We start from the raw sequence: 19,062 nt of genomic DNA, 5'->3' as shown, positions 1-19,062 counted from the left end.
GTCGGATGGATCGATGTCGCCTGTTCGCCCTTCCCTTCCTATCGGCCTTGACCCGCGCTTCATTCAGCAGTGTGCAACGTGGCGTTCCCCACACGTTTTCTGCTCTGCTAAAGAAACAGGTTGACCTCGACGGAAAGCGCGCCCTAGAATTTAAAAATCCTCATCAACGGGGCTCACGCCTTGGACACCTGTAGTAGCCGACTTTCGAACATATTCGCTGCCTGACCGGCAGGACGTCCGCGCTCTCTTCATCAGCCGCCGTCTTGCCAGCAGGCAGACGGTGCGCGCCGCAGTTTATTCCCGTGCACCTTAGGTAACGTCGTATCCGCATGACAGGAACGCCGCGTTCAAACGCGTCCCTGCGCTGATACGGCGGCGTCGTATCGCGAGTCTCGCGAATGCGTGGATGAGCACGTGCGCAGCAAACGTATAAAGCGCCCGCACGCAATAGCCGCAACATACCGACAAGGAGCCGCCATGCCGGACAGTGACAGTTATCCCATATGCCGCTTACCCGTTCCATTAACTGAGGAAAGCGAGTAGACCTTCACCGCCGCGCCCGGACTTTCGCGACCTCCGTGTCTGCTGGCTTTTCACCAGCGCGTCGAGCCAGACGCACGGAGAGACTTCATGCAATTCGGCCTCCTTCTCCCGCAATTCCCACACGTGCGGGAATCGCACGCCTACTACGACACCCTGCTCGTGTTGAACGTCCGCGAATCTCATCCCTTCGCCGCGTTCTGGCGGCGTCTGACGTCGCGCGTCGCATAGCGTTTCACGATCCGTCCTTCGACAAATAGAACCAGGAGAGAACGACATGTCGACTCCGACGAACATTTCTTCCGCGCGCAGCGCCCTGCTCGATTCGGCACACGTCGGCGATATCAAAGGTGCGCTCGGCACGATCGCTCACCATGACACCGCGCCGCGCACGAGCTGGTGGGCGCGCCTGCGCACGTTGCTCGCGATCCTCGGCCCCGGTCTGATCGTGATGGTCGGCGACAACGACGCGGGTGCGTTCGGCACCTACACGCAGGCCGGTCAGAACTACGGCACTTCGTTGCTATGGACCATGCTGTTGCTGGTGCCGGTGCTGTTCGTCAATCAGGAGATGGTGCTGCGGCTCGGCGCGGTGACGGGAGTCGGTCACGCGCGGCTGATTTTCGAGCGCTTCGGCAAATTCTGGGGCGCTTTCAGCGTCGTCGATCTGTTCCTGCTGAACGCGCTGACGATCGTCACCGAATTCATCGGCATCACGTTCGTGCTCGACTTCTTCGGCGTCTCGAAGATCGCGGGTGTGTGCATCGCCGCGGCGCTGACGATGGCCGCCGTCAGCACCGGCGACTTCCGCCGCTTCGAACGCTTCGCGGTGGTGCTGTGTGTGTTGAGCCTTCTGCTCGTGCCGGTGCTCGTGTCGATTCATCCGCCGGTCGGCCAGATGGCGCGCGACTTCTTCATTCCGAACTGGCCCGCGCATTCGAAGCTGTCCGACGTGATGCTTCTGGTGATCGGCATCGTCGGCACGACGGTGGCTCCCTGGCAGCTATTCTTCCAGCAGAGCTACGTGGTCGATAAACGCATTACACCGCGCTTCATGAGCTACGAAAAGGCCGACCTGTGGATCGGCATCGTGTTCGTGCTGATCGGCGCGGTCGCGATGATCTCGTTCAGCGCGGCGCTCTTCCACGGCCGGCCCGAATTCGGCAACTTCACGGACGCGGGCGGCTTGATCGCCGGACTCGAGAAATATGCGGGACGTACGTCGGCGGTGCTGTTCGCGATTGCGCTGTTCGACGCGTGCGTGATCGGCGCGGCAGCCGTGTCGCTATCGACCGCCTATGCGATCGGCGACGTGTTCAAGATCCGCCATTCGCTGCATCGTAGCGTATCGGATGCGAAGGGCTTCTATGTCGTGTACTTCGCGATCGTCGCGGCCGCCGCGGCATTGGTGCTGATTCCGGGCAGCCCGCTCGGTCTCATCACCGAAGCAGTGCAGACGCTCGCCGGCGTGCTGCTGCCGAGCGCGACCGTGTTCCTGCTGCTGCTGTGCAACGACCGCGCGGTACTCGGTCCGTGGGCCAATTCGAAGAAGCTCAATCTGTTTACCGGCGCGGTGGTCTGGGTGCTCGTGATGCTGTCGATCATCCTGACCGCGTCGGTGATCTATCCGGACATCGCGGCGCAAACGATCATCGAAGTCCTTGCGGCCGGCACGTTGCTCGCGGTCGTCGGGTATGTGGCGACCATCGGGATTCGCACGCTGCGGGCCGCGTCCGCAGCCGCGCCAGCGCCGGTCTATGCGCAAGACGCGCGCAACACATGGCGCATGCCGCCGCTCGACGAGCTGCCGCCGCCGCGCCTGACGCTCGCCAACCGCGTGTGGATGGGCGTGCTGCGCGGCTATCTGCTGCTTGCGATCGCGCTCGTGATCGTCAAGGTCGTGCAGATGGCGTTGCTGAAGTAGTGCGAATGGTGAGGAGTTCCAGGAGGTCTGGGCAATGGTGAGGGTTTTCGGGAGACCGGTCATGCCCGCAAAATGACGTCCAGGCAGAGCAGTAGCGTCGGCGGCGTATCGGTTACCGAGCACGCCACGAAAATCTGCGCCCGGCTCATAGCGCTCGAACGGCAGCCCATCGAGCCGTGAGATGCTGAATTAGCGCGGCACCCTCGGGCATTGGCGGCCGCGCAATGGTGAGGAATTCCAGGAGATGATTTCCGCGTGTGAAGCCTCACGCTCGCGGTAATCGGCCGATCCGGGCGAAGCGGAAGCCGTCGGCTCCCGAAAAACCTCACCTCAGGTACATCGCCCTCGTTGCTCCCGACTTCATCAGAACTTCACCTTCACCTGAAAACCGATCGTAAAGGGCAGATCATCCGACGGGATCGGTGGGACGATGATGAAGTTCGCGCCGACCCGCTTGTAGTCGAGCATCACGATCGGCGCGACCACCGGGCCGATCGTGTGATTGCGGCCAAGACCCCAGTTGCCGTAGTTATAGCCGGAGATGATGCCGCCGATCGCCGCGATTCGCACGATACCCCAATGCGCGAACTCGGGCGCCCACACGCCGCCGCCATAGTAGGACGGCCGCCGCAGCGAATTGCGAAAGCCGCCGACCGTCAGTGCCCACTGGTTATTGAGCCAGCATTCGACGCCAAGCCCTGGATTGAACTGCTCGAAGTGCTTATCGGGATCGGGATTGATGTGATACGAGCCGAGCATCGCGTCGACCCACACACCGCCGTCGCACCAGCTGCCCGCATGCGCCGTGGAGACCGCTGCGAAGCTCGCGAAAAGCGCCACCGCGGCGCGTTGGATATTCTTGTTCATCTGCCGAAAGTGCATTTCTTCTCCGTCACCGGTCGAGCGCCGGTGTCATGGTGTCCTGGCGATCCGCGTGCCGCCCGTCGCGCACTGTACCCGAAGCCACGCGGTCGATGTTGAGGACTCGCTCGATCGGCCCGAAACGCGACGTGCCCCCACAGCCGGAACCGCCACGATAACGGAGAACCGATGGCGCCGTGATGAACGAGCGATGAAGAAATTCGCGGCGCGCATTGCGCGCGCCGCTGGCAGTATATGTGGCGGAGTCGTCTACAGACCGAGATCGGACAGGCCAGGGTGGTCGTCGGGCCGCCGTCCGAGCGGCCAGCGATACAACCGGTCGGTTTCACGGATCGGCAGGTCGTTGATACTCGCGTGACGACGCGCCATCAGGCCATGCTCGTTGAACTCCCAGTTCTCGTTGCCGTACGAGCGGAACCAGTTATTCGAATCGTCGTGCCATTCGTAGGCGAAGCGCACCGCGATGCGGTTGTCCGTGAACGCCCACAACTCCTTGATCAGCCGATAGTCGAGCTCCTTTGCCCACTTGCGGCGCAGAAAACCCACGATCTCCGCGCGCCCATGCACGAAGTCGGCGCGGTTGCGCCACACGCTGTCGGGCGTGTACGCGAGCGATACGCGCTCGGGTTCGCGCGTGTTCCATGCGTCTTCCGCGGCGCGAACTTTCTGGATCGCGGTGTCGCGCGTGAAGGGCGGCAGCGGCGGACGGGTTTCGATCGTATCGGCCATGATGGCTCCTTGCTCAGGTAGTAGCGCGCCGGGATGGCGGCCGTTTGGTTGTGGGGCGCCTCGCTGCCGCATCGAGCAGGGTCTTCGCAATCTTCTGCGCGTCGAGCGCCGCATCGGCCTCGCCGCTCACGAGCGCCACCGCGATCGCGCCGTCGAGCAGTACGAGCCATTGCCGCGCGAGCGGCGCCACGCGACGCCCATCGATTGCGGCTTCCGCCGCGAACGCAGCGCATTCGGAGCGCGCGAAGTCTAGCAGCCGTGCCTTGTGTTTGCGCGCGACGACACGGATCGGATCGTCGGCGGAGGCGATTTCACCGGCAGCGTTCAGAAACGCGCAGCCATGAAAATCCGCCGATGCAAACCAGTCGTGCAGCACGTCGAACATGCCGAGAAGGCGTTGGCGCGCGCTCTTACCGTGCCGTTGCGTGCTGGCGATAAACCAGTTCATCCAGCGCTCGTCGCGCCGTTCGAGCGCGGCCGCGACCAGCGCATCTTTCGATTCGAAATGCGTGTAGAAGCTCTTGCGGGCGGTGCCGGACTGTCGCACGATCGCATCGACCCCGGTTGCGTGGATGCCGCCGGCGTAGATCAGCGCCTCGGCGGCATCGAGCAGGCGTTCGCGCGCAGTGCTGAGTTGATTCGGGTCGGTAGAGGTCGGTTCGTGTGTCATGAGCGAAAGGTAGAACGATCATTCTCCTTCGTCAAGTTTTTCTTCGGGCGTTCGTACTATGGGTCCGCTTGCTGCTATCGTGGTGAAGATCGTCTAACCATCGCTCAACCGGAATCGCTTCGATGAACCTGTCCTCCGTTCGCGCGGCGTGGGTACGCGCGCTGCTCGGCGTCACGCTGTTGAGCGCCATGGCGTGCACGCCCTTGCAGGTGCTCACGCATTCGGTCAGTCAGAATGAAGCGCGCGTACCATCCGGGCGCTACGACATCGATCAGGACCATACGAGCATCACGTTCGATATCGATCACTTCAAATACACGCGCTTTACGATGCGCTTCGATCGCAAGCAGGGACAGCTCGACTGGAACGACGGCGGCCTCGAGCGCAGCACGGCGTCGGTCACGATCGACGCCGCGAGCATCGACACGAACGTGCCGCTGCTCGACAAGATGGTGAAAAGCGACAGCATGCTCGATGTCGCACGCTATCCGCAGATCCGTTTCACGAGCACGCGTTTCGAGCGCACCGGAGACGCGCGCGGCACGCTCTCCGGCGATCTGACGATCCGCGGCGTCACGCAGCCGGTCACACTCGATGTGACGTTCAACGGCTTCGCGCCCGATCCGCTGACGAAGAAGGACACGCTCGGCTTTTCCGCCGACGGCCATTTCAGCCGCGCGAAGTTCGGTCTGGCGACGTGGTATCCGGCTGTCGGCGACGATATTCACGTGCGCATCCAGGCCGAATTCGTGAAAACGCCCGCAGGCGCGTGAGCGCGCTGCGGGCGTGAGCAGATCGAACTACGCCTGGCTGACTCAGGCAGCGGTCCAGTCGAGAATCACCTTGCCGCTTTCGCCGGAGAGCATCGTCGCGAACGCTTCCTGGTAGTCGTCGACCTTGAAATGGTGCGTGAGGATCGGCGACAGATCGAGACCACTTTGCAGCATCGCAACCATCTTGTACCAGGTCTCGAACATCTCGCGCCCATAAATGCCCTTGATTTCAAGGCCTTTGAAGATCACCTGGGTCCAGTCGATCGCGGTTTGCGCGGGCGGAATGCCGAGCAGCGCGATCTTGCCGCCATGGTTCATCGCTTCGAGCATGCTCGTGAAAGCTCTCGGCACGCCCGACATTTCGAGGCCGACGTCGAAGCCCTCGGCCATGTGCAGATCGTGCATCACGTCGCGCAACGATTCGCGCGAGACGTTCACCGCGCGCGTCGCCCCCATCTTGCGGGCGAGTTCGAGGCGATAGTCGTTGACGTCGGTGATCACGACGTTGCGCGCGCCGACGTGCTTTGCAATTGCGACCGCCATGATGCCGATCGGTCCTGCGCCGGTAATCAGCACGTCCTCGCCGACCAAGTTGAACGATAGCGCCGTATGCGTCGCATTGCCGAACGGATCGAAGATCGCGGCGAGGTCGTCGGAGATCTCGGGCGGGATCTTGAACGCATTGAAGGCCGGAATCACCAGGTATTCGGCGAACGCGCCCTCGCGATTCACGCCGACGCCGATCGTGTTGCGGCACAAATGCCGGCGCCCCGCGCGGCAGTTGCGGCAGAAGCCGCAGGTGATATGTCCTTCGCCTGACACGCGATCGCCGATCGCAAAGCCGCGCACTTCCTGCCCCATCTCGACGATTTCGCCGACGTACTCATGGCCGACATGCATCGGCACCGGAATCGTCTTTTGCGCCCAGTCGTCCCACTTCCAGATATGAATGTCGGTGCCGCAAATCGCGGTGCGCGTGATGCGGATCATCACGTCGTTATGGCCGACTTCAGGCTTCTTCACGTCCGTCAGCGTGAGGCCCGGTCCGCGTTCGAGTTTTGCCAATGCTTTCATCTGCTTCTCCGTTCGATGCACGCGGCGGTTACGCCTGGATTACGCCGAGCTCGCGGCCGACGCGCGCGAACGCCGCGACGGCGCGATCGATCTGTGCGGGCGTGTGCGCGGCGCTCATCTGCGTGCGGATGCGTGCGCGCCCGCGCGGCACCACCGGGAACGAAAAGCCGATCACGTAGACGCCTTCCTTCAGTAGCGCGTCGGCCATCTTTCCCGCGAGCTGCGCGTCGCCGAGCATCACCGGAATGATTGGATGTTCGCCGGGCACGAGCGTGAAGCCGAGCGCACTCATCGCGCGGCGAAAGTGCGCGCCGTTTTCGCGTACACGCGCGCGCAGTTGGGCGCCTTCAGCGCTGCCAAGCAATTCGAGCACCTTCAGCGACGCAGCCGCGATGCTCGGTGTCAGCGTGTTCGAAAACAGATACGGACGCGAGCGCTGCCGCAACAGTTCGACGATTTCCTTGCGCGCGGCGACGTAGCCGCCCGACGCGCCGCCGAGCGCCTTGCCGAGCGTGCCGGTGATGATGTCGACGCGCGAGATGACCCCGCAATGCTCGGGCGTGCCACGGCCCTGTTCGCCGATGAAGCCGACCGCGTGCGAGTCGTCGACCATCACCAGTGCGCCGTACCTGTCGGCCAGATCGCAGATGCCGGCGAGGTTCGCGATGATGCCGTCCATCGAGAACACGCCGTCGGTCGCGATCAGCCTGAAGCGCGCACCGGCCGCGTCGGCTTCCTTCAAGCGCGCTTCGAGATCGGCGAGGTCGTTGTTGCGGTAGCGAAAGCGCTTCGCCTTCGAGAGCCGCACGCCGTCGATGATGCTCGCGTGATTCAGCTCGTCGCTGATGATCGCGTCGTTTTCGTCGAGCAGCGTTTCGAACAGGCCGCCGTTCGCGTCGAAGCAGCTCGAATAGAGTATGCAGTCGTCGGTGTGCAGGAACGCAGCGAGCGCTGCTTCGAGTTGCTTATGGACAGTTTGTGTGCCGCAGATGAAGCGCACCGACGCCATGCCGAAGCCATCGCTGTCGAGGCCCTGCTTCGCCGCTTCGATCAGCCGCGCATCGTCGGCAAGGCCGAGATAGTTGTTCGCGCAGAAGTTCAGGACATCGCTGCCGTCGGCCAGACGCACGGCGGCCGACTGCGGACTCGCGATCACGCGCTCGCTCTTGTAGAAGCCGTCGGCGCGGATCTGTTCGAGGGTGCCGCGCAGATGGGCAAGGTATTGGTCACGCATGAACGGGACTCCTGTGGATGATGGCGCCCGCGTTCGCATAGGCGCAGGGAGGGTGGCCTGTTATAGTCGGCTGTCAGCTTTATCGGATTTTTTCGTTTTTCCGAACTAAAATCCGGTATATCGAACAACTCTAAACGATGGGTCAGGAAATGGCAAGTTCGGGTACACGCCGCGCCGCGGCCAATGCGAAGGCCGCCTCCGCTAGCGCTGCGTTGCCGGCGAGTGTGGCGCCGCCGCGCGTCGGCGAGCAGATTCAGCGGCTTCGCGCCGAGCGGCGCATGACGCTCGATGATCTGTCGCGCGCGGCCGGGGTGTCGAAATCGATGCTGTCGGAAATCGAGCGCGACAAGGCCAACCCGACGATCGCGGTGGCGTGGCGGCTCACCAACGCGCTCGGTGTGAGCCTCGATTCTCTGTTTGCGCCGCCAAAGTCGCCGGAGGCGATTGCCGTTTCCGGTCCGCACGACATTCCTACGCTAAGCGGTCATGACGCGAAATACCAGCTGCGTGTGTGGGGGCCGATCGAGCTGGCCGGCAAGTTCGAGTGGTACGAGTTGACGCTGCAGCCGGGCGGGGCGCTGGTGTCGAGCGCGCACGAGCCCGGCACCCGCGAGCATCTGACCGTGCTGCACGGCTCGATCGAGATCGAGGCGGCCGGCGCAACGAAGCGGCTCAGGCTCGCGGACACCGCGCGCTACGTCGCCGACGAGCCGCACGCGATCCGCAACGTCGGCAAGGGTGAGGCGAAAGCGCTGCTGGTCGTGATTCACGGGTAGCGCCGGCTTGGGGGTTGGCACGCTATTGACGCAGTTCGCGAGGAATAGGCCGTTCGGCCAGGTTGCGCCTGGTACTGTATGTTTGTACAGTATCAAGTGTCGATTGGAGCCGAGAATGAACAACCTGAAAGCCGACCCTACCGATCAAACTCTTGCCGCGCTGCGCTACCAGACCGCCGCGCGCGATCTCGAACATATCGTGCGCAACATCGCTGCGCGCTACATCGTTCAGCAGGTGCCGCTCACGTGGCGTCTGCTGCATGCCATCGAAGCCGAGGCGCTGGCCGACCTCGGTTTTGCCAGCCGGCACGACGCGCTCATGCTTGGGCTGTTCCAGCGTCCGTCCGATCTGCCGTATCCCGAAACCGATGACGGCGTGGACTTCGGTGCGTCCACTGCGTTACCGGCCGTCTTCGCGTTTGCCGTCAATGCGTACGAGGAAGCCGCGCGGCAAGCGGCGCGTCGTGCGTCGCAACCTCGGGCCCTTGACGCGCCGTTAAAGCGCGCACGTGCGTGGGGAGGCTGATGACAGCCTCACGAGGTAATGGATCGAATCTTCCCCGATGCTTCCGGATCGGCGTGGGACCGATTAGCGCCTACAATACGCGAACCGCACGGTGCAACTAACGGAAGGAATGTTCATGTCTCCCCCTCATCTGTCCGACCCCGTTCCCCGTCCTGCCCCTTCTACTGATCTGTTCGATCAGCAACGCGAAGACTGGCGACGCGACCCGCAAATCGCGTTCGATGCCTGGCTCGCGAAGCAGCATTTCCGTCGCTCCTCCGCGCTGGTCTATCAGGCGCAGTGGGGCCAGTTTCTCGACTGGCTCGGCACCCGGCAACAAAGCCTCGCGACGGTCGACACGGCCGCCATCGCCGAATTCGTCGCCGGCCTCGAAATCCGGAGAACGCAACGAATCCGCTATTTGCGGCTCATCGAACGCGTACTTGATCACGTGCGCGAGATCGAATCGGCGTCGACCAATCCGGCCCGCTTCATTGCTCAGGATGGCGAAGCAGCGTGGCGCAATGCGCGCGACAACGAGCCGACCGGGTTTCTCACCCATGCGGAACGCACTGCATTGATCGCGCGCCTGTTCGCGCCGTTGCCGTCCTTGTCGGGAGCGCAGCGCTGGAGGGAGCGGCGCGATCGTGCGCTGATCGCCGTATTCCTTGGGGGCGGACTAAAGACAGGCGAGGCCGCTTCTCTTGCGGTTAGTTGCGTGAAAGCGGGTTCACCGTGGGTCACGATCGAGTCCGCGAATCCGATGCTGACGCGGCGCACGCGGCTCGCGCCGTTCGCGACGGCGATTCTCGACGCCTGGCTTGCGGAACGTCGGCTGACGGAGCTGGCCGGCGATCTCGTGTTTCCCGCGTCGCCGTCCGGCCGTCCGATGCACAAAGCCACGATGCTGCGTGCGGTGGACGCGCTGGTCGATGCGGCGGGGATCGCCGCATCGCGCCAATCGCGCGCGAGTCCGCAGACCCTGCGCAACACGTTCGCGGCGGACCTTTTCGAGAGCGGGGTGGAAGCCGAACAGGTCGGACAATGGCTCGGGTTCGTGCAGGCGGTGTCCGCGAACCGGCTATATCGTGCGTGGCAAACCTGGATTGATCAACAAGATTCGCCTGCGACTCACACGCCGGACCCGGCGGCGGCGCCATTGCCCGAGCCCCGGCGCGACGGGCGTTTGACGAGGAAAACGGGAGCCGGCGAGCCCTGAAAAACCTCACCTTTCCGGTCCCGAATTTCCTCACCTTTGACGTTTTTTCGGTTGCGTTGCCCGATTGGGGTCAGCGAACCGTGACCACCGAGCGGGTCGACGGCGGGTTAGACGCGTCGTTCGACAGAAACTGTTTCACCGCTGCGAGCCTGGATTCGTTAGGGCCGGAGGAGTGCTCACAATCCGGGCACAGCAGCTCGAAACGGTGACCGACCTGCGATAGCTCCGGTTCACCTTCCTCGCATTTCGGGCAGCGCGCGGGCAGCGTCACGTGGCCGTCGGCCGCGGTGCCGATCGTGCCCAACTCTTCGCTCGTGAGCCGTCCCTCACTGACGAGTGAGCACAGCAGCACGGCGATGGCCGGATCGATGCCCTGTTGGGCACGCAGCAAGGCGACTTCTTTCGTCAGCGCATCGACTTCGTCCGACTGCTCGCGCAGCTGCGCTTCGAGCCGGTCTGCGCGGGCCTTGGCTGCGGCAATCTGCTGAATGAACTCGAATTCCTTGCGGCTCGCATCCCGCACGCCGGACTGATACGTCGCGGCCATGCTGCGCAACGAATCGAGTTCGACCAGCATCGGCTTGACGCGCCGCTCGGCCTCGGCGACCGCATCTTTGATCTGCTGTGCATAGTGCTCGGTGCTTTGCCGCAATTCGACGTGCAACGCGTCGATCCGGTCGCGCAATGCGGCATTAGTGGTCTGCTCATTTTCGAGCCGCTGCCTCAGCGCCTCGTTTTCCTGATCGAGCCGACGCGCCGTTGCCTGCAAGCCTTCGAGATGAACGTTGCCATGCGTGGTCGCGCTCGATAGCTGGGTTTCGAGCATGCGCACCCGCTCCCACGCGGCTTCTGCGCGCGCTTCGCTGCGCCTGATCGCGTCGTCGGCCGCGTCACGGCGAATATCGGCGTCACGCACGCGCTGTTCGGCAACGCTGAGCTGCGCGCGGATCTCCTCGCGTTCGCCCTCGAGCGCCGCTTTGGCCTCGATGAGCGCTTCTTCGAATAACGCCCCCAGCAGTTCGCCGGCGCGATCCTCGAGTGCCTTCGGAATAACGCCTGCGCCCACCTTGACCCGTGACACGTTGCGGATACGCTCCCAGAAATGATCGATGTCTTTCGGGATGTCGCTTGCGCTACCGGTCTGCGTGAGGTCGCGCACGGCCGCCATCGACGGCCGTATACCAAGATCGAAAAAGAGCCGCTTGCACGCATGCAGCGACAGATCCTGCCGACGCGCGCCCTGCGCGCGCATCGTTTCAAGCTCATCGCGAATGGCCTGCCGCTCCTGATCCAGATTCATGTCTACCTCGATGTCGCTCGAATTGGATGGATCATAACAATTTACGTAGTATTTGCTACCTATTTATGAGTGGCGAACGGATTGACGTATACAGACAGGTATCGACGGACCAATCGCCGTCGTAAACAGGCGGACACCGTTCTTTTCCGTGAAACAATACGAAGAATAGCTAATAAGCCTTTGTATTATAAGCACTTTGCCCGATTTCCACTTGATCGCGCACTGTTTCACGACAACAACGCAATAGTGACGGGTTGTAGGACCCGGGTGTCACGGGGCTCGCGGGGTAAAAAGCTTGAGAGTAATAAAAGTAAACACCTTTGAACCCTTGTTAAAAACGTTAACGATCCAGCAAACCCTTATCTGGCAGGGGTTTCAGCCTGGCAAGGTGAAGCTTTGCAGGAGACTTGGTGAGGGTCTGCGGGAAACTCGAGTGATGGGGTTCGGGGAGCTCGGTGAGCAGGTCCGGGACAGAACGTGAGCGGGTTCAGGAAACGCCGGATACGTGACGTTTAGGCAAAGGTGAGGTTTTGCGGGACTTCGCTACCGTGAAGCGCCCGACCATCCTCGAAAGTTGTCTGGGCGTATGGCTTGCACTGAGGTGAGCGTTCTCGGGAGGCTCGCGAGCGTCGATTCCTGAGGCTATTTTGGGACGGTTAACCGCCTTGGTGAGCCGGGACGGGAGAAAACGGGAATCAAAGGTGAGACTTTACGGGGCGTCCGGGTCCGTTTTGCCGCATTTTTGAGCATTCACCGGGCTGAGGTGAGGTTTTACGGGAGCGAAGGCGGATTGCGGCGCAGCGATTCCACGGAACGCTGGCGTGGCGGTAGCGCTGGCGCCCGGAGAGGTGAGGGGATTCGGGAAGTTGGCGAATGGGCCGTATCAGCAAGCTGTTTCGGCTGGCGATTCCGTCAAAGGTGAGGCTTTTCGGGAAGCCTCGGTTGGCGTTTCGCGCGCTAAGGTGAGGGCCTTCGGGATCAAAATGCGGGCTGCGGGCCGGAAATGCCCGGCCAATGGCGGTTTGCGTGCGCGGGTATACCTCGCTTCTGGCGGTAAAGGTGAGGATATCCGGGAGAGTTGGGGCGAGAAAATGAAAAGTGCGACCGTGCGAAAAGTAGGCTGTAGGTGAGGATTTACGGGGGCGCTAGTCGTTTGCCGAGGAATGGGAATCGTCGCAAGTAACTGAAATCATTGAATTATTGATTGTGACGCGGAAAAGGTGAGGATTTTCAGGAGGTCATTGGGCCGATGCAGGGGAGCGTCCGGAAACCTCAAGAGTGAGGTTTTTCGGGAGGTCTTCTCCGGGAATAGCGGTCCTGGTGGGGGTGAGCGCTTGTCGTTTGATATTGTTCGGCTCTGTAATGGTGAGCTTTTTCGGGAGGCATTGAACGGTGAGAATTCGCCCGAAGGATTTACCCGTTGGCAGCAGTCTTAGGGCGTCGCGCGAAGTCGAATATTGCGCCGCGGGTTAGCCCCTTTGCCGCCAGCGTGCAGGCATTTCATCTATTGACCCCGGCTATGCGAGGAGGTCTTCAGCCGGCAAGAGCAGCTCCGTTGCGCAAGGCCTCGAAAAAACCGCAAAAATTTTTGAGGTGAGAAGGTTCGGGATAGGAGGCTCCCCGTTGCCGCGTGGCTCAAAACTCTCCGGATTCGCCAACGCCGCGACCGGCAAGGAGAGCCCACCCCCGGCGGCATGCAGCCGGGGTGAGGGTTTTCGGGAGTCGCCCGAGGTGAGTTGCGCTTCGTAAACCCGCTTCACCGGCAACGGTGAGATGGATGCTATAGACGCGTATCACCACAGCCGGTATGCTCACGCGAAATCCCCCTCCTCACCCCGACGCATGGCCACGAAGCGCGCGAAAAAGACCGATGTTGTCAGCCCCAGCTCGGCTGAGCTGCGCAAAGCCGTCGAGGCGATCGCGATCCAGCCGAAAAGCGGCAAGATCACGCTGCTCACCCGCAAACTTTTTAACGTGTTGCTCGCGGTGGCGCAGCAGGCGGATGAGTCGGGCGACACGTACAGGGCGCTCCTGTCTGACATCGTCGCCAATTCCGCGTTCGATTCCAACGACACCGCGCTCGTCAAGGAGCACCTGCGCCGCATGGTGTCGGTGCAAGTCGAATGGAGCACGGGCACGTCGAGCCAGAAGCCCGGTCGGAAATGGGGTATCTCGACGCTGATCGCGGACGCGGAAATTCTCGAAGATCCGACCACGCGCCGCGTCTGGGTCGAGTTTTCGTTTGCGCCGAAGATCAAGAAGAAGCTGCTCGATCCAGTCCAGTATGCGCGGCTGAGTCTGCAGTTCCAAAGCCAGTTGCGCAGCAGCGCGGGCCTCGCGCTCTATGAGATCTGCGTACGCTACCTGACCAACCCGAGCCATCTGACGATGCGCGAGACCTGGGAATGGTGGCGGCCGATCTTATCGGGCACGCCGGATACCGAAGCCGGCGACGAAGCGAAGCGCGAGTACAAGTATTTCAAGCGCGATTATCTGCGCCCGGCCATCGCCGAGGTCAACGCGGTCACGAACATTTTCGTCGAGCTGATCGAGCATCGCGAGGGCCGGCGCGTCGCCGAGATCCAGTTCCGCGTGACCGAGCGCAAGCAGCCGATGCTCGCGCTCGACGAGCATCCGAACGTGTTCGACAGCACGCTCGTCGACCGGATGGTGAAGATCGGCATTCCACTCAAGGAAGCGCAGACGCTTTACGCGGACAGCGAGGAGAACCGGATCCGCGCTGCGCTGCAGATGACCGAGCAGCGTATGCGCAGCACGTCGCTGCCACCGGTGCGCAGCGCGCCGGCGCTGTTCAAGGACGCCCTGAAAAAGGGCTATGCGCCGCCGGTCGAGGCGCTCCCATCGGGTGGTGCTGTGAGCAGGGCCGCGGCTGCCCCGGCCGATGATCTGAAGGCGCGTCTGCTCGGCGAATACTCGGCTTACCGTCGCAAGCAGGCCTACGAGTTGTACAACGAACAGGCCGAGTCGGAGCGCGATATTGCTCGGCAGTCGTTCGAGCAAGAGGAATTACCGGGGCTCGGCACGCACATGCGCGACGACTGGCGCCGTCGTGGGCTGGACTCGAAGATCGTCGAAACGGCATTCTTCGACTGGCTCGCGCGCAGGACCTGGGGCGAACCGACCGATGGCGATCTGCTCGCCTTTACGCTGAACCAGTCGCGCGCGGCCTGACGGATCGCTGGCAGCCTTTGAAGTCAAATGGGCGGTGCACGCGCACCGCCCCCTCACGTCTTACTTCAGCATCTTCTCAATCTGTCGCAGGATCTCGTCGCGCTTTTCGCGCGTGAGACCTTTGAGGCGCAACTCGAGCCGGTCGTCCCCGTACGACTTCAGATCACCCACCGACACCCCGTCAAGCTTGATTTCCAGACGTTGCGCGTAGCGCTGTCGGCCCGCCGGTTTGACAGATTCCTGCGTGCTCGCCCGGCCTTTGACGATGTCGGCGACCTGGCGTGTGCTCAGGTCGTCGGAAAGAATCCGGTTGATCAGCCGCAGCGTCGCGTCCGCGCCGCGGGCCGTGTGATAGCGGCCCACCTGATACGCCATATTCGAGCCGAAGCGGTCGGGGCGCGCGACCATCTCCTGCATCACGGCTTCCGGCAGCTTGGCGATGGATAGCGCGACCGCGACCGTCGATTCGTCCAGCCCGAGATGTTCGGCCAGTTCCTTCTGGCTCTGGAAATGCCGCTCGTCGAGGAAGCGCCGCCAGACGATCGCGTTGTCGAACACCGTTTGCGAATCGCGCTGAACGTTGAGGTCGTAGCCGAGCTTATAGCTCTGGATGCCGATCGGCAGATCGATGACGATCGCTTTCACCGATTCCTTGTTCGCCTCTTTCAGCGCACGCACACGTCGGCCTCCGTCACTGACGAAGTAGGTGCCGGGGTTGTCGTAGTCGGGAATGACGTGAATCGCCTGCTGCTGCCCCTGCTTGGCGAGATTGACGGCGAGCTCGGCAATCGACGACTTCACATAGAAGTACCGTGGATTGAAGGGGCTCGGCTTGATGGCTTTGAGCGCCAGCTCGATGACCTGGCCGGGACGATAGCCGTGCTCGAGCCGCCATGCGCGGAAGGCTGCCGACTCGTCGGCCGGATCAGGAATCTCGGCGTCCTGCAGACGCGAGGGCACGACGGCCTGAATCGTACGCGCGGCGATAGGCGGCGTTTTTGCCTCGTTTGTGACCAGACCGTCGATTGCATTGAGACGGTCAAGCGCCGTGCGCTTTTCGCTGCTGGTCGTGTCAGGACGTGCTTGAAAGCCTTTGGCGAACTGGGACGGTTTCATTCAGGGTCCTTTATGCGCATAAATTCACGGGAGCAAGGCGGCGATCTCGTTGGCGCACGCCCGTACTTCGATCGCGGCGAGCTTGGCGCCGCGATCGTTCATCTGAAGTACCGTTTGTCCTAACGCCATCGCCTGTTTGTAGGCTTCGCGCGTAGGAATCTGGGTTTTGAGTAGAGGGAAGCCGAGCTCTTCCAGCGCGCGCTTCAGTTCTCGCGTGAGCATCCGCTTCTCTTCAGTCTTGTTGAGCAGGAAAACCGCGCGCAGGTCTTCGTTCATGACCTGGGCTTGCTGCACCAGCTTGACGAGACCGATGCTGGACCAGTAATCGGCTGGGGACGACGACGTTGGAATCACCGCGACGCTAGCGGCGAGCAGGACGACGCCGGAGACTTTTTCGGTGATGGAGGGAGGGCAGTCGACGACGATGATGTCGTAGTCAGCCACGAACTTCTTGATCTCGCGATGGATCTGGCTGCCTGCTTCGGACAGGTTGACGACCGCGAATGGAATGCCAATGTCGCCGTCGGAGGCAGCACTGGCCCAATGAATCAGGGTGTTCTGGCCATCCGCGTCGACGACGAGAACGCGTTTGCCTTTCTCGTGAAATGCAGCGCCGAGATGCATCGCGATGGTGCTCTTCCCGACTCCGCCCTTCTGCTGTGTTACCGCGATGATTTCTGCCGCCAAATTTCACCTCCTCTTTTTAGACGCAAATGGATTTTACCTGGTTGAATTGCTAATTCAAATGATTTACGCAAGCGAAATTCTGAAATAGCCATTCGGCAAAGGGTTTATGCGCATAAAGAGGCGTCGGTGGCGGACGCCGAGTCCTGCGCCACGCGCGAGGAAACGCGGCGCGGGCTTAGCCGATTGTTGATCGCTGCCAGTCAACGGGAAAGGTGAGAGGTGGGACGCGGTCTCGGAACGGGTGTTCCGTCGTCTGCGACTGTTTGCGAATCTCGGGCTGATTCGCTGTGAAAAGTAGCTGCACCTGAGGGATCGAGGCGGCCCGACTTTATGCGCATAAAGTTCGCGGCGTAATCGGCCCAGAGAAAGGATTCGTCGTGGATTCGCTCGCCTCGCTGTTCGTCAAACCTGGCGGCGAACGGCAAACGTGCCGCCCCGCGGCTAACCCACTTGCGGATCAGCTTGTCGATATCTTTCCTCGCGCGACCGAATGGCAAGGGTCACTAGAACGTCGGCCACCAGTGTCAAGCAGTTCCCGTTCGCCTCGAAAGCAGCGCTGGTTTATGCGCATAAACTGACGCACCCACGCGATGGTTCAAACGCCTCGTGTGCCGTGTCATCGTTCAACGCCACGCCATGGCGTCACCCGCTAGAATTCGCCAACCCGCATCACCATCACGACAACCTTCAACGGCACACCTCCCGACATCAGCGATGATCACTATTTATCACAACCCCCGCTGCTCCAAATCGCGCGCCGCTTGCGAACTCGTCGCGAGCACCTACAACCCGGCAAACGAAACGACGGAAATCGTCGAATATCTGAAGAAGCCGCTCAGCGTCGCAGAACTCAAAACTCTCAACGCTCAACTTGGTTGTCCTGTCCGCGAAATGATCCGCGACACGGAAGCCGAATATAAAGAACTCAATCTTGCCGATCCGGCGCTGACGGACTCCCAGCTCTACGATGCTTTGGCGAAGCACCCGATATTGCTGCAACGTCCGATCGTCGTCCGAAACGGGCGTGCAGTCATCGGCCGCCCGCCGGAAAATGTCGCCGTGCTGTTCGCCTGAGTCGGCGACTGTCGAAGTGAAGCGAGATGCGCAGCGCAGATTCAAAGTACCGTGCTACACCTTCGCCGACAGCGCGGCATCCCTGGTGACGATCTTCGTCGGGATCAGGTGCAGCTCGGCGAACGTATCCGCGATGCGCTGTTGCTCCGCAAGCACGTTCGCGTCGACGGGTTTGTAGACGTGCGCGTAATGGCGCAGACCTGATTCGATCACGCTCGCGTCGAGCCCCTGAATCGGCGCGAGTTGTGCGGCGGCTTCGCTGTAATGGCCGCGTACCCACTCCCCTTCCTTGCCTAGCTCGTCCATCACGATCGCAAGCACTTCGCCGTTCTGTTGCGCGAATTGCCGTGCGCTCAGAAAGAACTGGTGATGACTCACGATACCGTCGGCATCGGCAAGCAGCCGCGCGTTCGCTTGCCGTTTCGCGGCTTCGAGGAAGGGATCCCAGATCGCCCAGGCATCCACCGCACCGCGCTCGAAGGCCGCGCGCGCATCGGCGGGCGGCAGGTAGACCGGTTGGACCTCGCTGAACTTCACGCCATGCTTCTGCAACGCGGCGACGAGGAACCAGTGCACATCCGAGCCCTTGTTCAGCGCAATCTTCTTTCCCTTCAGATCGGCCAATGTTCTGATTGGCGCATCCGGATGCACGAGGATGCCTTCCGCGTGTGGCGTCGGAATTTCATACGCGGTATAGACGAAATTTGCCCCCGCGGCCTGCGCGAACACCGGCGGCGCTTCGCCAACATAGCCAAAGTCGATCGCTCCGACGTTGAGCCCTTCCAGCAATTGCGGTCCAGCCGGAAACTCGGTCCATTTGACTGCAATGCCGAGTGGCGCGAGACGCTTTTCGAGCGTGCCGTGCGCTTTTAGCAAGACCAGCGTGCTCGCGGCTTTCTGATATCCGATGCGAAGTTCTTTTGCGTGTTCATCGGCGGCCTGTGCGGCGACGGAGAAGCCGGGCAACGCGGCAGCGGCCAGCGTTGCGCCTACGCCGGCAAGAAACGTGCGGCGTGTAAGCAGCGGATCACGGGACATGAGAATGCTCGTCGTAAAAAGATAGGACGGACGCCGGAAGATGGTCCGATTGGCTTTGACGATAATTCGTCTGCCGGCCTGGACGAACCGATAAATTCGCATAAGCAAATCACCCCGGCGAAACGATGCATTGCTCGACGCCCGACCCAGCCCTTCCGCTACTATCGGTCAGCCAAACGGCGGCCGCAACAAGGCACTCGCGGCTGTATCGACCGGCTGGTCGCGCGCCGTGGCGCGCAAGCGCTGCGGCTGCATTCTGCGCGAAAGCCCGCCGCCGGCCGCCGCGCTACTGCTGAAGATCGGCGCGGTCATCGGCCTCGCATGACGTT

Annotated in this window: 18 protein-coding genes; 9 read left to right on the top strand and 9 right to left on the bottom strand. The window is 62.0% G+C overall.

The annotated features are described in order from the left end of the window. The first annotated feature begins 630 nt into the window (after window positions 1–630). Both LJ655_RS14300 and LJ655_RS14295 read left to right on the top strand, forming a co-directional pair. Window positions 631–771, top strand: coding sequence for a hypothetical protein (locus LJ655_RS14300; protein WP_230561885.1), 141 nt, complete (start codon window positions 631–633; stop codon window positions 769–771). Window positions 772–817: 46 nt separating this feature from the next. Next, window positions 818–2,464 (top strand): Nramp family divalent metal transporter, encoded by a 1,647-nt coding sequence (locus tag LJ655_RS14295; RefSeq protein WP_230561884.1) that lies wholly within the window; start codon window positions 818–820, stop codon window positions 2,462–2,464. Window positions 2,465–2,827: 363 nt separating this feature from the next. Here LJ655_RS14295 and LJ655_RS14290 read toward each other — a convergent pair whose 3' ends face one another. From LJ655_RS14290 to LJ655_RS14280, 3 genes are all read right to left on the bottom strand, one after another. Continuing rightward, complete coding sequence (locus tag LJ655_RS14290) at window positions 2,828–3,346, bottom strand: hypothetical protein (RefSeq protein WP_230561883.1); 519 nt, start codon at window positions 3,344–3,346, stop codon at window positions 2,828–2,830. Window positions 3,347–3,595: 249 nt separating this feature from the next. Then, complete coding sequence (locus LJ655_RS14285) at window positions 3,596–4,075, bottom strand: nuclear transport factor 2 family protein (RefSeq protein WP_230561882.1); 480 nt, start codon at window positions 4,073–4,075, stop codon at window positions 3,596–3,598. Window positions 4,076–4,088: 13 nt separating this feature from the next. Further along, complete coding sequence (locus tag LJ655_RS14280) at window positions 4,089–4,745, bottom strand: TetR/AcrR family transcriptional regulator (RefSeq protein ID WP_230561881.1); 657 nt, start codon at window positions 4,743–4,745, stop codon at window positions 4,089–4,091. A 122-nt stretch (window positions 4,746–4,867) separates the two neighbouring features. Here LJ655_RS14280 and LJ655_RS14275 point away from each other — a divergent pair, with 122 nt between their 5' ends. Then, window positions 4,868–5,518: a YceI family protein gene (locus LJ655_RS14275; RefSeq protein WP_230561880.1), complete on the top strand. Its 651-nt coding sequence runs from the start codon at window positions 4,868–4,870 to the stop codon at window positions 5,516–5,518. 42 nt (window positions 5,519–5,560) lie between these two features. On the opposite strand, the gene tdh is transcribed toward LJ655_RS14275, so the two are convergent. After that, window positions 5,561–6,592 (bottom strand): L-threonine 3-dehydrogenase, encoded by a 1,032-nt coding sequence (gene tdh, locus LJ655_RS14270; protein ID WP_230561879.1) that lies wholly within the window; start codon window positions 6,590–6,592, stop codon window positions 5,561–5,563. Window positions 6,593–6,620: 28 nt separating this feature from the next. Then, window positions 6,621–7,826: a glycine C-acetyltransferase gene (locus LJ655_RS14265; RefSeq protein WP_230561878.1), complete on the bottom strand. Its 1,206-nt coding sequence runs from the start codon at window positions 7,824–7,826 to the stop codon at window positions 6,621–6,623. A gap of 137 nt (window positions 7,827–7,963) precedes the next feature. On the opposite strand from LJ655_RS14265, the gene LJ655_RS14260 reads away from it, so the two are divergent. The 3 genes from LJ655_RS14260 (at window position 7,964) to LJ655_RS14250 (ending at window position 10,326) form a co-directional block, all read left to right on the top strand. Next, window positions 7,964–8,602, top strand: coding sequence for a helix-turn-helix domain-containing protein (locus tag LJ655_RS14260; RefSeq protein WP_230561877.1), 639 nt, complete (start codon window positions 7,964–7,966; stop codon window positions 8,600–8,602). 115 nt (window positions 8,603–8,717) lie between these two features. Next, window positions 8,718–9,128, top strand: coding sequence for a DUF2471 family protein (locus tag LJ655_RS14255; protein ID WP_230561876.1), 411 nt, complete (start codon window positions 8,718–8,720; stop codon window positions 9,126–9,128). A 115-nt stretch (window positions 9,129–9,243) separates the two neighbouring features. Beyond that, window positions 9,244–10,326 carry a tyrosine-type recombinase/integrase gene (locus LJ655_RS14250; RefSeq protein ID WP_230561875.1) on the top strand — a complete coding sequence of 361 codons (1,083 nt, stop codon included), beginning with the start codon at window positions 9,244–9,246 and terminating at the stop codon, window positions 10,324–10,326. Window positions 10,327–10,396: 70 nt separating this feature from the next. On the opposite strand, the gene LJ655_RS14245 is transcribed toward LJ655_RS14250, so the two are convergent. Further along, window positions 10,397–11,626: a DNA-binding protein gene (locus LJ655_RS14245; protein ID WP_230561874.1), complete on the bottom strand. Its 1,230-nt coding sequence runs from the start codon at window positions 11,624–11,626 to the stop codon at window positions 10,397–10,399. A gap of 1,842 nt (window positions 11,627–13,468) precedes the next feature. Between LJ655_RS14245 and LJ655_RS14240 the strand changes: the two genes are divergently transcribed. Further along, entirely contained in the window at window positions 13,469–14,818 is a 1,350-nt protein-coding gene (locus LJ655_RS14240) for a replication initiation protein (protein WP_230561873.1), read from the top strand. Between the two features lie 60 nt (window positions 14,819–14,878). On the opposite strand, the gene LJ655_RS14235 is transcribed toward LJ655_RS14240, so the two are convergent. Further along, window positions 14,879–15,934: a ParB/RepB/Spo0J family partition protein gene (locus LJ655_RS14235; RefSeq protein WP_230561872.1), complete on the bottom strand. Its 1,056-nt coding sequence runs from the start codon at window positions 15,932–15,934 to the stop codon at window positions 14,879–14,881. 24 nt (window positions 15,935–15,958) lie between these two features. Next, complete coding sequence (parA, locus tag LJ655_RS14230; protein ID WP_230561871.1) at window positions 15,959–16,621, bottom strand: ParA family partition ATPase; 663 nt, start codon at window positions 16,619–16,621, stop codon at window positions 15,959–15,961. A 714-nt stretch (window positions 16,622–17,335) separates the two neighbouring features. Between parA and arsC the strand changes: the two genes are divergently transcribed. Then, complete coding sequence (gene arsC / locus LJ655_RS14225) at window positions 17,336–17,695, top strand: arsenate reductase (glutaredoxin) (RefSeq protein WP_230561870.1); 360 nt, start codon at window positions 17,336–17,338, stop codon at window positions 17,693–17,695. A 54-nt stretch (window positions 17,696–17,749) separates the two neighbouring features. Here arsC and LJ655_RS14220 read toward each other — a convergent pair whose 3' ends face one another. Next, the gene (locus LJ655_RS14220; protein ID WP_230561869.1) at window positions 17,750–18,733 is read right to left on the bottom strand and encodes a sulfonate ABC transporter substrate-binding protein; all 984 of its coding nucleotides are present in this window, start codon (window positions 18,731–18,733) and stop codon (window positions 17,750–17,752) included. 130 nt (window positions 18,734–18,863) lie between these two features. Between LJ655_RS14220 and LJ655_RS14215 the strand changes: the two genes are divergently transcribed. Beyond that, window positions 18,864–19,058, top strand: coding sequence for a hypothetical protein (locus LJ655_RS14215; RefSeq protein WP_230561868.1), 195 nt, complete (start codon window positions 18,864–18,866; stop codon window positions 19,056–19,058). Window positions 19,059–19,062 lie beyond the last annotated feature (4 nt).

The sequence above is a fragment of the Paraburkholderia translucens genome (assembly GCF_020881035.1).
GTDB lineage: Bacteria > Pseudomonadota > Gammaproteobacteria > Burkholderiales > Burkholderiaceae > Paraburkholderia > Paraburkholderia translucens.
This window is presented reverse-complemented; position numbering and strand designations above follow the sequence as displayed.